Raw genomic sequence first — 14,816 nt, 5'->3', positions numbered from 1 at the left:
ATCGACCTCCTCCCCGGCGAGATACTAGGCTCTTACCGTCGCGGCGGATCGCGACGCGTCTTGCGGAGGAGAAGACCGGTGACCTACATCATCGCCGAACCGTGCGTGGATGTACTCGACAAGGCATGCATCGAGGAGTGCCCGGTCGACTGCATCTACGAGGGCAACCGGATGCTCTACATCCACCCCGACGAGTGCGTCGACTGTGGTGCCTGTGAGCCGGTCTGCCCGGTCGAGGCGATCTTCTACGAGGACGACGTCCCGGAGAACTGGAAGGACTACACCTCGGCGAACTACGAGTTCTTCGAGGACCTCGGCTCCCCGGGCGGCGCTTCGAAGATCGGTAAGATCGAGAAGGACGCGACCTTCGTGGCGGCCCAGCCGCCGCGCGGAGAGGGCCACTGAACCGGCCCGCGCCGGTCTCGTCGCGGCTGCCCGACTTCACCTGGGACACCCTGGACGCCGCGGCCGCACTGGCCGCGGCGCATCCGGACGGGATGATCAACCTCTCGATCGGCACGCCGGTCGACCCGGTGCCCCAGGTGATCCGTCGGGCCCTGGCGGACGCATCCGACGCACCCGGGTACCCGCTCACCGCGGGTACGCCCGCGCTGCGGGAGGCCATCGCCGCCTGGGTGGGGCGCACCTGCGGCGCGGCCGACGGGTTCGGCGTGCTGCCGACGGTCGGCTCCAAGGAGCTGGTCGCCTGGCTGCCGACCCTGCTCGGCATCGGCCCGGGTGACGTGGTCGTGGTGCCGTCGGTCTGTTATCCCACCTACTCCGACGGGGTCCGGCTGGTCGGTGCCACCGAGGTACGGACCGACTCGCTCACCGCCGTCGGGCCGACCTCCCGGGTGCGCCTGGTCTGGGTGAACTCGCCGGCCAACCCGACCGGCCGGGTGCTGCCCGCCGCCCACCTGCGCAAGGTGGTCGAGTGGGCACGTGAGCGGGGCGCGGTGGTGGCCAGCGACGAGTGCTACCTGCCGCTGGGCTGGTCCGCCGACACCGAACCGGTGTCGGTGCTCTCGCCCGAGGTCTGCGGCGGCTCGTACGAGGGCGTCCTCGCCGTGCACTCGCTCTCCAAGCGGTCGAACCTCGCCGGGTACCGTGCCGGGCTGGTCGCCGGCGACCCGACCCTGGTCGCCGAGCTGCTCAAGGTCCGTAAGCACGCCGGCATGATCGTGCCGGCACCGGTGCAGGCCGCGATGGTGGCGGCGTTGACCGACGACCGGCACGCCGACGAGCAGCGGGAACGCTACCGCGCTCGGCGGGAGGCGCTGATCGCCGCGTTCACCGGGGCGGGGTTCACCGTCGAGCACTCCGAGGCCGGGCTCTACCTCTGGCTCAGCCGGGGTGGCGAGGAGTGCTGGCAGACCGTCGACTGGCTGGCCCGGCGGGGCATCCTGGCCGCCGCGGGGGCGCTCTACGGGCCCGGTGGCAGCCACCACGTCCGGATCGCGTTCACCGCCTCCGACGAGCAGGTCGCCGCGGTTCCCGGCCGGCTCGCCGAAGCCTAGGTCGGGCCGACCCGGACCGTACCGAGCGGAACCCGAGGTACGCAGATGGTGGCAAGCCCTGGCACGCGGCCCCGGGTCGCGGTGGTCGGCACCGGACTGATCGGTGGTTCGATCCTGCTCGGGCTGCACCGGGCCGGTCTCGACGTGCGCGGCTGGGACCCGGACCCGGCGACCCGGCAGGTGGTCCGCGACACCGGGGTGACCTGCCCGGACGAACTGACCGCAGCGGTGGACGACCGGACGGCGGTCTTCCTCTCCGGCCCGCTGCCGACCCTGCCGGAGACGTTGCGCACGGTCGCCGCAGTGGTCGGTGCGGACTGCGTCCTCACCGACGTGGGAAGCACCAAGGGCGCGGTGGCGGAGTTCGCCGCCGCACACGGGCTGACCGACCGGTTCGTGCCGGGTCACCCGATGGCCGGCACCGACCGGGCCGGCATCGGCGCGGCCGTGCCCGACCTGTTCGACGGCGCGGCCTGGGTGCTCTGCCCGAGCGCGGACGGCCTGCCCGCGTTCCGCCGGCTCGCCGAGATGCTGGTGACGGTGTTCGCGGCCCGGGTGGTGCCGATGGCACCGGACGAGCACGACGCGGTGGCGGCCCTCGCCTCGCACGTGCCGCACCTGCTGGCCGGAGCGCTGGCCGGGGCGACCGGCCGGTCCGCGCTGCGGGACGCCGTGCTGGCCCTGGCGGCCGGGAGCTTCCGGGACGGCACCCGGGTGGCCGGCACCCCGGCCGAGCGGACGGCGAACATGCTGCTCGGCAACCGGGACCACGTCCTGCGGGAGCTGGCCGCCGTCCGGGCCTTCCTGGACGAGCTGGCCGCCGCGCTCGGCGACGCCGACGCCGAGGCGCTCACCGCCGGCCACCGGGAGGCCCGCGCCACCCGGACGGCCCTGTTCGACCGCGCGTACACCGACTCCCGGCACGAGTTCCCGACCACCGCCGGAGCGACCGGTCGGGACGACGACGAGCTGGCGTTCCTGCTCGCCCTCGGTGCCGCCGGGGGGCACCTCGGCGACTGCCGGGTCACCGGGGAGGCCGTGCGGTACACCGCGCACCGGCCGGCGGGGTCGGCGGCACGCGGCTAGGGTGAGCACATGGTGGACGGACCGGTGGTGACGGTACGCGGCGAGGCGTACCGGGAGGTGGCACCCGAGATCGCCCGCTTCACGGTGACCGCGCTGGCCCGGGACAAGGACCGCGAGGTGACCCTGACCCGGCTGGCCGAGCGGGCCGCCGCGATCCGGGTGCTGCTCGACGGCCACGGTTCGGCGGTGGACCGCCGGGAGACCGGTGAGCTGCGGGTCCGTCCCGAGTTGAAGCGCTCCGGCGAACGGGTGGTCGCGTACCACGGCAGCGTCACCACCACCGTGACGGTCACCGACTTCGCCGCCCTCGGCGAACTGATGCTCCGCCTGGCCGACCAGGACCAGGTCTCGGTCGCCGGCCCCTGGTGGTCGCTGCGGCCGGACAGCCCGGTGCACCGGGAGGCGCGGCAGGCCGCCATCGCCGAGGCGCTGAGCCGGGCCCGGGAGTACGCCGAGGCGCTGGGTGCCCGGGTGACCGGCCTGATCGAACTCTCCGACTCCGGGATGGCCGCCCAGCCGATGACGTTCCGGGCGGCCGGCTTCACCGGCACGACGGAGGCGGGCGGTGGCCCCGAGATCGACCTCGACCCGCAGCAGCAGACCGTGCAGGCTGCCGTCGAGGCACGGTTCGCGATCAGCGAGCCGGTGCTGGACTGATGCCCCGAGAGCCCGGTCCCGGCCCGGTTCCGCCCCGGGAGTGCCCGGTCGACGAACTGGTGGTCCGGGCCCGGGAGTTGGCCGCCGCCGGCCCCCGACAGCTGCTCGGCATCGCCGGGGCGCCCGGGGCGGGGAAGTCGACCCTCGCCGAGCGGATCGTCGCCGGGGTCGGCCCGACCGCCCGGCTGGTGCCGATGGACGGTTTCCACCTGGCCCAGACGGAACTGCACCGGCTCGGCCTCACCGACCGCAAGGGGGCGGTGGAGACCTTCGACGCGTACGGCTACGCGGCGTTGCTGCGCCGGCTGCACCGGCTGGAGCCGGTCCCCGTCTACGCGCCGGCCTTCCACCGGGACATCGAGGAGGCGGTCGCCGGGTCGATCGCGGTGCCGCCCTGGGTGACGCTCGTGGTGACCGAGGGCAACTACCTCCTCCTGCCCGAGGACCCGTGGGACGAGGTCCGCACCCTCCTGCACGACACCTGGTTCCTCGACCTCGACGCCGAGCTGCGACTGCGCCGGCTCACCGACCGGCACGTCGCGTACGGCCGCTCGCCGGCCGAGGCGGAACGCTGGGCACGCGGGTCCGACGAGGCCAACGCGGCAGTGGTCGCCGGCACCGCGCACCGTGCCGACCTGGTGGTCCGGCTAGCCGACCCCCTCCCGGGGTGACGGGACGGCCCCACGCAGCCCAGCGGCCACCCGGTCCCGCTCGACGAGGAACTCCGGGGAGTCCGGGTAACCCCCGTGGCTGCGGATCGGAGGGTCGACGACCTCACCGCCGGTCGGGTGCAGCCCCTCCGGGTCCCGCACGCTGACCTGCCGGTGGGCGGCGGGCACCGGCCAGCCCAGCGGGTCGGTCTCCCGCCAGAAGTTCGTCCAGCCGGCCCGGCCGTGCCGGTCGGTGAGCGCGTCGGCCAGCACCGGCAGCCGGTGGGGACCGAAGTACGCCGGGAACACCCTTCCGTAGAGCCGGGTCAGCTGGCAGCCGTACGAGAAGAACCGGACCCGGCGCCGCCAGCGGGCCGGCAGTTGGAGGAGCACGGCCGCGCAGATCACCGCGCCCTGGCTGTGCCCGGAGAGGATGATGCCCGCCACCCGGCGCGGATCGTTCTCGGGCAGGGCCAGCAGGCCGGCGGTGCGGGTCTGCAACTCCGGTACGGCCCGTTCGGCGTAGCTGGGCGGGGCGAACGGATGGGCGGCCCGGGGCCAGAACGTGCCGACGTCCCAGAGCACGCCGACCGACCGGCGGACGGTGTCGTTGCGGTACACCAGCAGGCCGAGCGTCGCGACCACCACGGGCAGCCAGCCGAGGAGCCGGTCCCCGGCGTCGGCCGCCACGTCGACCAGCACCGACCAGCCGCTGTCCGACATGCCGTGCGGGTGTGCCCCGGAGAGCGCGGCGACGCAGCCGAGCGCGGCGAGGACGAGCAGCGCCGTGCCGCCCCACCCGGTGAGCGGGATCGCGTGTTCGCCGACGAGCCGGTGCAGCGCGCGGAACGTGCTCACGTCCCGGCAGCGACGCAGGTCGTGGGCGGAGAGGCGGCGGCCGGGCCGGCTGAGGCGCTGGTACTCCCGCCGGCGCAGCCGGGCGAAGAGGACCCCGGCGTGGACGGCGGTGCCGAGGACGACCAGCAGCGAGCCGCCGAACACCAGGCCCGCCCAGGTCACCGGCACCGGCGGGACGACGGCCACCCGGTCGGCGGGGTTGAGCCGGTTGCCGACCCAGTAGACCGCGCCCGTGCAGTACGCGACGGCCAGCAGCCAGCCGAGTCCGGCGATCAGCATCGGGCCCCGGCCGCCCCAGGCCAGCCCGGCGTGCCCCGCTTCCGGCGGGTCGACCGGGGTGGCCCGGGGAAGGAGAAGTCCGGCGCCGGCCACCGCGATCGCCGGGCCCACCAGCATCCACAGGGCGAGCCCCTCGGGTGCGGTGGGTGTCCCGGGTAGCCAGCCGGACCACCAGGCGACGCCCGCCACCAGGGCGAGCGCCGCGCCGGCCGGTACGACGAGCGCCCGCCGCCCCGAGCGGGACACCGTGCCGATCGCGACCAGCAGGAACAACTGCCCGACGCCCCATCCGGCGATCAGCTCGTCGTAGCCGGGCAGGGAGTGGTCGGCCCGGCAGCCGGGTGCGGCCGGCGCGGCGGCGCAGCCCCGGGGCGGGCGCAGCTCGGCGAGCGGGATGCCGGCCGGGCCGTCGGGCAGGAGCAGGAGGGCGAAGGTACCGGCCAGCCCGCCCAGCGTGCTGACCACGACCAGGGCGCTGTACGGCCCGAGCGGGGTCCGTCCGCCGCGTCGGGTGAGGTAGGGCCGGCCGAGAGCCACCACGGCCACCGCCACCGGGAGCACCAGCAGGGTCACGGTGAGGCCGGCGAGGGCGGCCCGTGGTCCTGCCGGCGGGTCCATGACCAGTACCGCGCCGAGCGGCACCGCCGCCGCGACGGCCGTGCCGGTGCAGAGGTGCAGCACGGCGGCCCGCCGCAGCTGCCCCTCACCGCACCAGAAGGTGGGGTCCTGCAACGGGTTGACCATCGGCACCCCGACCGGCGGGACGACGCCCGGTCCGACCGGCATCTCCGCCTCGTACTGGTAGGTGCGCCAGCTCAGCAGCCCGACCAGCGCGATCAGGGCGAGCGGCACCAGCAGCCCGACGGCGAGCGCGTGCGCGTCCTCGCTCCACCAGCCGTGCGCGAGGAACTCCCAGGGGCCGGGCACCCGGCGCAGGCAGCTCCGGTCCACGCACTGCCAGCCGATCAGGTCCACCCCGACGCCGGTGGCGGCGAGGACCAGGGTGCCGGTCAGGCTGAGGCAGAACAACCGGATCAGCCAGCCGGCGACGCCGGCCCGGCCGGACCACCGTTCCCGGTCCGGGTCGGCGGGGATCTCCGGCCGGGCGTGCAGCGCGACGTTGGCGAGGGTGAAGGGCAGCAGCACCGTCCAGAGCGCGCGTTCGACGTCCCGCGCGGTCCGCGCGCCCGAGGTCAGCCGCCCCCAGCTGTACGCCTCGACGGTGACCGGCTCGTCCGGGTCGGACGCGGGATGGCGGTAGAAGCCGGTGACCTCGCCCCCGGCGACGAGCCACGGCTGCGGGGCCGGCTCACCCGGCTCCGGCAGCAGGCCCAGCAGCTCGTCCGGCGGCGTGTTCGACACGCCGTGTACGCGTAGTTCGAGGACCCGACCAGCCATCGCCTGCCTCCCGGTGACCGTGTCACTACTCAGGGTGCTCCTGTTGGGGCGGGCGGGGCCAGTAATTCTGGTCGTTTTTGCAGCTCAGGACGGATATTTGTGAGTCAGTCCAGGGTGCGGACCGGTCGGGCGGGGTTACCGACCGCCACCACGTTCGGCGGGAGGTCCCGGGTGACCACCGCGCCGGCGCCCACCACCGTGTTGTCGCCGATGGTGACCCCGGCGAGCACGATCACGCCGCCGCCGAGCCAGACGTTGTCCCCGATGGTGATCGGGGACGCCGCCTCCCACTTGTCGCGGCGGGGCCCCGGTTCGACCGGGTGGGTGGCGGTGAGCAGTTGCACGTTCGGTCCGATCTGCACGTCCGCGCCGATGGTGATCGGGGCGACGTCCAGGAAGACCGCGTTGAAGTTGACGAACCCGCGCGGCCCGATGGTGGTTCGGGAGCCGTAGTCGCAGTAGAACGGCGGCCGGATCCAGGTGCCCTCGCCGACCTCGCCGAGCAGCTCGCGCAGGGCGGCGAGCCGGCCGTCGGGGTCGTCCGCGCGGCTGCCGTTGAACCGCTCCATGGCGACGGCGGCCCGGTTCAGCTCGGCGAGGATCTCGGGGTCGTCCGCCTGGTACAGCTCACCGGCGAGCATGCGTTCTCTCATCGAGGTCATCCGTCGAGCATGCCGCAGCGAACTTGCGGAGGGGCGGAAAGGTTGCCTCCGTCCGCCGGTTTCTCGGTCGCATTGCCGACCGGGTTCCGGTGTCCGATGTGGAAACGTGAGGTCGTCGTCAATGTGACAGACATTGATGAAGAGCCCTCCAGAGGAGGTTGCGTGTCAAGAGTAGGGAGATCCACCGGAATCATCCTGGGGCTGCTGCTGGCCGTCTCCGGTGCCGCCGTGCCCGGTGCCGCACCGGCCCGCGCCACCGGCCCCGGCCCGACGGCGACCGGTGCCGTCCCGAGCGTGCCCGGGCCGGGCTCGACCACCGGTGCCGGGCGTCCGGTCACCGTCACGCTGCTCACCGGCGACCGGGTCACCGTCACCGGCGGCGACTCGGTCAGCGTCCGTCCCGGGCCGGGGCGGGCCGGCATGACCTTCGTGACCCAGCGGGTGGGCGACCACCTCACCGTCCTTCCCCGGGACGCGGTGCACCTGGTCCGGTCCGGCCGGGTGGACCAGCGGCTCTTCGACGTCACCGAACTGGCCGCCGTCGGGTACGACGACGCGCGGCGGGACACGCTGCCGCTGCTGGTGCGGTACCGGGGCGCGGCGAAGCAGCAGGGTGGCCCCGCCGTCGCAGGCGTCCGGGTGACCCGGGACCTGCCCGCCATCGGCGGTGCTGCCGTACGGGCCCCGAAGGACCGGGCCGCCGCCGTCTGGACGGCGCTCACCACCGGCACGGCCGGCAACCGGGTCGACACGGCGGAGGGCGTCGACCGGATCTGGCTGGACGGCAGGCGGCAGATCAACCTGGACCGGAGCGTGGCCCAGATCGGTGCCCCGGAGGCGCACCGCGACGGGTGGACCGGTCGGGGCGTACGGGTGGCGGTGCTCGACACCGGCGTCGACGCCACGCACCCGGACCTGGTCGGGCGGATCGCGGAGAGCCGCAACTTCACCGAGGTCACCGATCCGGACGACACGGTCGGGCACGGCACCCACGTCGCGTCCATCATCGGCGGCAGCGGGGCCGCCGCCGGTGGCCGGTACCGTGGGGTGGCACCGGACGCCACGCTCCTCTCCGGCAAGGTGTGCGAGAGCGAGTTCTGCACCGAGTCGGCGATCCTGGCCGGCATGCAGTGGGCCGCGGTCGAGCAGCGGGCCGCCGTGGTCAACCTGAGCCTGGGCGGCCCGGACACCCCACAGGTCGACCCGCTGGAGGAGGCGGTCGGAGCGCTCACCGCCCGGACCGGCGCGCTCTTCGTGATCTCCGCCGGTAACGACGGGACCGACGCCTCGGTCAGCTCCCCGGGCAGCGCGGACGCGGCGTTGACGGTCGGCGCGGTGGACCGCGCGGACGACCTCGCCGGGTTCTCCAGCCGGGGCCCCCGCCCGTACGACGAGGGGATCAAGCCCGATCTCACCGCCCCGGGTGTCGGCATCGTCGCGGCACGGGCCGCGAAGGGACAGATCGGCGACCCGGTCGGGGAGCGCCACGTGAGCCTCTCCGGCACCTCGATGGCCGCCCCGCACGTGGCCGGCGCGGTGGCCATCCTGGCCCAGCAGCGTCCCGACGCGGACGCGGGAGCACTCAAGGCTCTCCTGATGGCCTCGGCGCGGGCGCATCCGGAGCAGACCGTCTTCGGGCAGGGCGCGGGCCGGGTCGACGTGGCCGCCGCGATCGACCAGCGGATCACCAGCGCCCCGCCCAGCGTCTCGTTCGGCCGGACCACGTGGCCGCACCACGACGACACCCCGGTGGTCCGGACGGTGGCGTACCGCAACTCCGGCGACAGCCCGGTGACCCTGCACCTGACCACGGAGGTCACCGGTCCCGACGGCGAGCCGGCCCCGGCCGGCATGTTCCGCCTCGGCGCGGACCGGCTGACCGTTCCGGCCGGTGGCCGGGCGGAGGTGACGGTCACCGCCGACACGAGCGTGGACGCGGTGGACGGTCAGCACACCGGCCGGCTGGTGGCCCGCTCCGACGCCGGCACGGTGGGGACCCCGCTGGCCGTGCACCGGGAGGTGGAGAGCTACCAGTTGACCGTCGATGTCCGCGACGACGCCGGGGCACCCACCAACCTCCACTCCACCCAGCTCTACGGCCTCGACCAGTGGTACGCGCAGGACCTCTTCGGTGCCGACGGGGTGGTCACGGTCCGGGTGCCGAAGGGCCGCTACGGGCTGGCCAGCGCTATCTTCGCCGGTGGCGAGCAGGGCTTCGCCCTGCTCGCCCAGCCGGAACTGACCGTCGACCGGGACACCCGGGTCACCGTCGACGCGCGGCGGACCGGGCCGGTCCGGATGACCGTGCCCGAGGCGTCCGCAGTGCCGGCGCTGGTGGACGTCGGCGCGCACTTCACCGCCGACCACGGCTCCTACGGCTTCGGCGTCGGGGGCGACGGCTTCACCGGTGTCCGGACCGGCCGGATCGGCGGGAGCACCTCGGCGGAGCGGTTCGTCAGCTCGATCGCCAGCCAGTGGCTCCACGGCGAGGCGGAGGTCAGCCCCTACCTGTACGCGCTGAGCGAGACGTTCGGCGGCACGGTGCCGACCGGATTCGTCCGGGACTACCGTCCCCGCGACCTGGCGACCGTCCACCAACGGTTCCTCGGCGATCCGACGGTCGAGGCGGACCGGGTGGTCTTCCCCCGGCAGGAGGGGCTCGGCTTCGCCTCGGCGATCGGGCTGCCCACGGCCCTGCCGGGTGACCGGGTCGAGCACCTCAACGCCGTCGCCGGGCTGCGCTGGTGGTCGATCCTGGAGACCGGGGAGCGCGTCGACAGCGGTTGGCTGGAGAACGGCACGACGTACCTCTCGGAACCGGTCGCCTACCGGGCGGGTCGTCCCCACCGGGACGAGTGGAACGGGGCGCCGTTCGGGCCGGCCCTGCAGCGGCCGGACATGGGCGTCATCCGGTACGGCGACACCATCGTCGTCGACGTCCCGGTGCACACCGACGCGCGCGGTCACGCCGGGTACTCGGTGGCCGACCGGGAACACACCCGTCTCTACCGGAACGGCGAACTGGTCGGGGAGAGCCCGTACGCCGGGTCCGGCGAGTTCGTCGTCCCGCCGGAGCCCGCCGAGTACCGGGTGGAGGTGGTCGCGGCCCGGGGCGTCACCGACCTGAGCACGGAGGTGGTCGCGAGTTGGACGTTCCGTTCCGCGCACGTCCCCGGTGACGTCCCGGTCGCGGTGCCGGCGATGGCGGTCCGCTTCGCGCCGAGGCTGGACGCCGCCGGCACCGCCCCGGCCGGGCGGCTCTGGACGGTCCCGGTGTCGGTCGACCGGCAGCCGGGAGCACCGGCGGCCACGGTGACCGCGCTGACCGTGGACGTCTCGTACGACGGGGGTGGCAGTTGGCAGCCGACGCGGCTGCGGAAGCAGGGCGCCGGCTGGGTGGCCACCGTGCGGCACCCGTCCGGGCCGGGCTGGGTGTCGCTGCGGGCCAGCGCCACCGGCAGTGACGGCAGCCGGGTGACCCAGCGGATCACCCAGGCGTACCGGCTCGGGTGAGGCGGCACCGCCCCGGCCCGTGGGACCGCCACGGGCCGGGGCGGGGGCGGTTCAGTCGTTGGCGTGCAGGGCGGCGTTCAGGGTGATGCCCTGACCGGTGCGCGGCCGGGCCTCCAGCGCGCCGGTGACCGAGTTGCGCAGGAACAGCAGCCCGTCGACGCCGGAGAGCTCGCGGGCCTTGACCACCCGTCCGTCCGGCAGGGTGATCTTCGCGGCGGCGGTGACGTAGCAGCCGGCCTCGACCACGCAGTCGTCACCGAGCGAGATGCCGACCCCGGCGTTCGCCCCGATCAGGCTCCGCTCGCCGATGCTGATCCGGTCGGTGCCGCCGCCGGAGAGGGTGCCCATGATCGACGCCCCGCCGCCGATGTCGGAACCGTCGCCGACCACCACGCCCTGGACGATCCGGCCCTCCACCATCGAGGTGCCGAGCGTCCCGCCGTTGAAGTTGACGAAACCCTCGTGCATGACCGTGGTGCCGGCGGCGAGGTGCGCGCCGAGCCGGACCCGGTCGGCGTCGGCGATCCGCACCCCGGAGGGGACCACGTAGTCGGTCATCCGGGGGAACTTGTCCACCCCGTACACGGCCAGGTGGCGGCCGGCGGCCCGCTCGATGACGCGCAGCTCGTCCACCCGGTCCGGTGGGCACGGCCCGGCCGACGTCCAGGCCACGTTCGCCAGCTTCCCGAAGATGCCGTCCAGGTTCAGGCCGTTCGGCCGGACCAGGCGGTGGGAGAGCAGGTGCAGCCGCAGGTACGCGTCGGCGGCGTCCTTGATCGGGTCGTCCAGCGACCCGATCACGGTGACCACCTCGACGGTGCGCAGCCCCGGCAGGGACCGCTCGCCGATCGCCCCGGGCGGCAGGTCCAGCACGTCCGCCTTCTCCTCGCCCGGGACCAGCGGCAGCTCGCCGAGGCCGAGCTTGCCGGTCGGGTACCAGGTGTCGAGGACCTGGTCGTCGGCGGTGACGGTGGCCACGCCGATACCCCAGGCAGACTGTGCGGACGTCACTGTTTCACCCTCCGTTCACGGGCCGGCGGGCGCGCACGCTCACTGCCGGCTCCTACCGCCCTGACGGTACCGTGCGAATCATGGAGAACCCGCTGACCCCCGAGGTCCTCGCCGATCCGGTGGCGTTGACCCGTGCCCTGGTCGACATCGAGTCCGTGTCCCTGAACGAGAAGGCGATCGCCGACTGTGTCGAGCAGGTGCTACGAGCGGTCCCGCACCTGACCACCCACCGTTACGGCAACACGGTGATGGCCCGTACGGAGCTGGGTCGGGCGCAGCGGGTGGTGCTCGCCGGCCACCTGGACACCGTCCCGCTGAACGGGAACTTCCCGTCCAGCATGCGCGGCGACCTGATGTACGGCTGCGGCACCTCCGACATGAAGTCCGGGGTGGCGTACGCGCTGCACCTGGCGGTGACCCTGCCCGACCCCCGGTACGACGTGACGTACTTCTTCTACGAGGGGGAGGAGATCGAGCAGAAGTACAACGGCCTGAACCTGGTCGCCGAGGCGCACCCGGAGTGGCTCCGGGCCGACTTCGCCGTGCTGCTCGAACCGACCTACGGCATCGTGGAGGCGGGCTGCCAGGGCACCATGCGGGCGATCGTCACCACGCACGGCGAGCGGGCCCACTCGGCCCGGTCCTGGCACGGGGTGAACGCGATCCACGGGGCGGGTGAGGTGCTGCGCCGGCTGGCCACGTACGAGGCCCGGCGGGTCACCATCGACGGCTGCGCGTACCGGGAGGGGATGAACGCGGTCCGGATCTCCGGCGGGGTGGCCGGGAACGTGGTGCCGGACCGGTGCGACATCGAGGTCAACTACCGGTTCGCGCCGGACCGGGACGCGGCGGCGGCCGAGGCGCACCTGCGCGAGGTCCTCGACGGTTTCGAGCTGGTCGTCACCGACATGGCCCCCGGGGCGGCCCCGGGGCTGGACGCGCCGGCGGCGCAGGAGTTCCTGGCGGCGGTCGGCGCCGCGCCGATCGGCAAGTTGGGCTGGACGGACGTGGCCCGGTTCGCGGCGCTGGGCATCCCGGCGCTGAACTTCGGGCCCGGCGACCCGAACCTGGCGCACCACAAGGACGAGCACGTCGAGATCTCCAAGATCCGCGACGGCGCGGCGACCCTGCACCGCTGGCTGGCCCCGGCCTGACCCGCCGCCGGCCCGGCCCCGGCCCGACCCGCGACCCGGCGGGGTGACCAGGAGACGACCTGGTCACCCCGGGGCGGTCGTCGGCTGTCGCGCGCGGTCACCCCCCGGTGCGCGCGGACGGTCGTCGTCCGTCGGTCAGCTGTTGCTCAGGGCGGTGTCGATCTCCGCCCGGGTCTCGGTCTCGCCGGTCGGCTCGACGGTCTGCATCTGCCGGGCCCGGCGACGCTCGGCCACCACGTCCCGGATCCGTCGCTGCATCTGCCGCCGGATCCGGATCCTCTCGTTGTTGCTGATCACGCTGCTCCTCCCCCGAAGGCGCGCCGGGGGCATCCCCCGTGTGTGAATACTAGGACGCACGTGCGACCGAATAAGTTGCCTCGCGGTGTCGGAAGATCGTCGAAGTGGTCGCCGGTCGCCGTCATGGGCGACCGCGAGTTGCCGGGTGACCCTCCCGACCTGCGGCGCGGCACTCCACTACGGTTGCTTGCATGAGCCAGAGCAACGGACGGGACACCGATCACGGGCCGGCCGAGGTGCGCCACCGGGGCGCGGTGACGCTGCGCCGTCGGGCGCTGCCGACCAGCACCGCCGACGAGCGACTGCTCGACTCGCGGGGACGGGCCGACTGGAAGACCAGGGACGCCTGGCGGGCGCTGCGGATCCTCTCCGAGTTCGTCGAGGGGTTCGACACGATGGCCGACCTGCCGCCGGCGGTGAGCGTCTTCGGCTCGGCCCGCAGCAAGCCGGACAGCACCGAGTGCCAGCTTGCCGAGCAGCTCGGCGCGGCGCTGGCCCGGGCCGGGTACGCCGTCATCACCGGCGGCGGACCGGGGGTGATGGAGGCGGCGAACCGGGGGGCCAGCGAGGCGGGCGGCCTCTCCGTCGGCCTCGGCATCGAGCTTCCCTTCGAGCAGGGCCTCAACGACTGGGTCGACCTGGCGATCAACTTCCGGTACTTCTTCGCCCGCAAGACCATGTTCGTCAAGTACGCGCAGGCGTTCGTCGTCCTGCCCGGTGGCTTCGGCACCATGGACGAGCTCTTCGAGGCGCTGACCCTGGTGCAGACCGGCAAGGTGACCCGGTTCCCGGTGGTGCTGATGGGCACGGACTACTGGCGGGGGCTGCTCGACTGGCTGCGCGACACGATGGCCGCCGACGGCAAGATCGGCCCGGTGGACCTGGAACTGATCTGTCTCACCGACGACGTGGACGCGGCCGTCCGGCACATCGTCGAGGCCGAGGCGCAGCTCTCCGCCGAGCAGGAGGCGATCCGCGAGGAGGCGGTCGCCCGCACCGCCGCCGACCAGCGGGCCGCGGCCGACGAGAGCCGGGAGGGCTGAGCCGGTGACCGCGATCGGGGTGTTCTGCGCCTCCTCCCGCACCATCGACCAGCGTTGGCTCGACCTCGCCTTCGACACCGGGGCGGAGCTGGCCCGCCGGGGACACACGCTGGTCAGTGGCGGCGGCTGCGTCGGCATGATGGGCGCGCTGGCCGACGGCGCGCGTTCCGGAGGCGGGCGGACCGTCGGGGTGATCCCGCAGGCGCTGGTCGACCTGGAGGTCGCCGACCTGGCGTCCGACGAACTGCTGGTCACCGACTCGATGGCCAGCCGCAAGACGGTGATGATCGAGCGCTCGGACGCCTTCCTCACCCTGCCCGGTGGGCTGGGCACGCTGGACGAGCTGTTCGAGGTGTGGACCACGGCCACGCTGGCGATGCACGACAAGCCGATGGTGCTGCTGGACACCGACGGCTTCTACCGACCCCTGCTCGACTGGCTCGCCACCCTCACCGACCAGCACTTCGTCAAGCCCGCCGGCCAGGACCTCCTCCTGGTCGCCCCCACTCTCGGCGAAGCCCTGGACACCATCGACTCCCGCCTCCCGGTGACCCGCCGGCCCGCCTGAGAGAGTGTTGGGTAACTGGAGGGCTACTTCTGGTTGAGTTCGTTGTTGAGGCGTCGGGCTGCTTCGGTCTCGATGGGGCCTTGCGGTTCGATGTCCTCACCGGCGAGGCGGGCAGCCATCAGG

The 14,816-nt window shown here is 73.9% G+C and carries 13 protein-coding genes; 9 read left to right on the top strand and 4 right to left on the bottom strand.

The genetic code is table 11. The features are described from left to right. Positions 1-78 precede the first annotated feature (78 nt). Genes fdxA through QSK20_RS14400 form a run of 5 tightly spaced genes read left to right on the top strand, consistent with a single transcriptional unit; the run spans position 79 to position 3,931 of the window. Positions 79-405, top strand: coding sequence for a ferredoxin (fdxA, locus tag QSK20_RS14420; protein ID WP_172900297.1), 327 nt, complete (start codon positions 79-81; stop codon positions 403-405). After that, the gene (dapC, locus tag QSK20_RS14415; protein WP_285789319.1) at positions 402-1,517 is read left to right on the top strand and encodes a succinyldiaminopimelate transaminase; all 1,116 of its coding nucleotides are present in this window, start codon (positions 402-404) and stop codon (positions 1,515-1,517) included. The genes fdxA and dapC overlap by 4 nt, the downstream gene beginning before the upstream one ends. A gap of 45 nt (positions 1,518-1,562) precedes the next feature. Next, positions 1,563-2,603, top strand: a complete 1,041-nt coding sequence (locus tag QSK20_RS14410; protein ID WP_285789127.1) for a prephenate dehydrogenase — start codon at positions 1,563-1,565, stop codon at positions 2,601-2,603. A gap of 9 nt (positions 2,604-2,612) precedes the next feature. Continuing rightward, a complete protein-coding gene (locus tag QSK20_RS14405; RefSeq protein ID WP_285789126.1) occupies positions 2,613-3,260 on the top strand; it encodes an SIMPL domain-containing protein in 648 nt (215 codons plus the stop codon). Then, complete coding sequence (locus QSK20_RS14400; RefSeq protein WP_285789125.1) at positions 3,260-3,931, top strand: nucleoside/nucleotide kinase family protein; 672 nt, start codon at positions 3,260-3,262, stop codon at positions 3,929-3,931. The genes QSK20_RS14405 and QSK20_RS14400 overlap by 1 nt, the downstream gene beginning before the upstream one ends. Here the strand turns inward: QSK20_RS14400 and QSK20_RS14395 are convergent. Further along, positions 3,908-6,445, bottom strand: a complete 2,538-nt coding sequence (locus QSK20_RS14395) for a hypothetical protein (protein ID WP_285789124.1) — start codon at positions 6,443-6,445, stop codon at positions 3,908-3,910. The genes QSK20_RS14400 and QSK20_RS14395 overlap by 24 nt on opposite strands. A 104-nt stretch (positions 6,446-6,549) precedes the next feature. Continuing rightward, complete coding sequence (locus QSK20_RS14390) at positions 6,550-7,107, bottom strand: sugar O-acetyltransferase (RefSeq protein WP_285789123.1); 558 nt, start codon at positions 7,105-7,107, stop codon at positions 6,550-6,552. 162 nt (positions 7,108-7,269) lie between these two features. Between QSK20_RS14390 and QSK20_RS14385 the strand changes: the two genes are divergently transcribed. Beyond that, positions 7,270-10,620 carry a S8 family serine peptidase gene (locus QSK20_RS14385; RefSeq protein WP_285789122.1) on the top strand — a complete coding sequence of 1,117 codons (3,351 nt, stop codon included), beginning with the start codon at positions 7,270-7,272 and terminating at the stop codon, positions 10,618-10,620. Between the two features lie 51 nt (positions 10,621-10,671). Here QSK20_RS14385 and dapD read toward each other — a convergent pair whose 3' ends face one another. Next, the gene (gene dapD / locus QSK20_RS14380) at positions 10,672-11,631 is read right to left on the bottom strand and encodes a 2,3,4,5-tetrahydropyridine-2,6-dicarboxylate N-succinyltransferase (protein ID WP_285789121.1); all 960 of its coding nucleotides are present in this window, start codon (positions 11,629-11,631) and stop codon (positions 10,672-10,674) included. Between the two features lie 80 nt (positions 11,632-11,711). Between dapD and dapE the strand changes: the two genes are divergently transcribed. Further along, positions 11,712-12,785, top strand: a complete 1,074-nt coding sequence (dapE, locus tag QSK20_RS14375) for a succinyl-diaminopimelate desuccinylase (protein ID WP_285789120.1) — start codon at positions 11,712-11,714, stop codon at positions 12,783-12,785. 135 nt (positions 12,786-12,920) lie between these two features. Here dapE and QSK20_RS14370 read toward each other — a convergent pair whose 3' ends face one another. Further along, positions 12,921-13,082, bottom strand: coding sequence for a hypothetical protein (locus tag QSK20_RS14370; RefSeq protein WP_285789119.1), 162 nt, complete (start codon positions 13,080-13,082; stop codon positions 12,921-12,923). Between the two features lie 191 nt (positions 13,083-13,273). Between QSK20_RS14370 and QSK20_RS14365 the strand changes: the two genes are divergently transcribed. Both QSK20_RS14365 and QSK20_RS14360 read left to right on the top strand, forming a co-directional pair. Next, entirely contained in the window at positions 13,274-14,125 is an 852-nt protein-coding gene (locus QSK20_RS14365) for an LOG family protein (RefSeq protein ID WP_285789118.1), read from the top strand. A gap of 4 nt (positions 14,126-14,129) precedes the next feature. Next, a complete protein-coding gene (locus QSK20_RS14360) occupies positions 14,130-14,693 on the top strand; it encodes an LOG family protein (protein WP_285789117.1) in 564 nt (187 codons plus the stop codon). Positions 14,694-14,816: the final 123 nt, after the last annotated feature.

Origin of the sequence: Micromonospora sp. NBRC 101691, assembly GCF_030269285.1 — a bacterium.
Taxonomy (GTDB): Bacteria; Actinomycetota; Actinomycetes; order Mycobacteriales; family Micromonosporaceae; genus Micromonospora; species Micromonospora echinospora.
The sequence above is the reverse complement of the archived record's forward strand: the minus strand, read 5'-3'. Positions and strand labels throughout refer to the sequence as shown.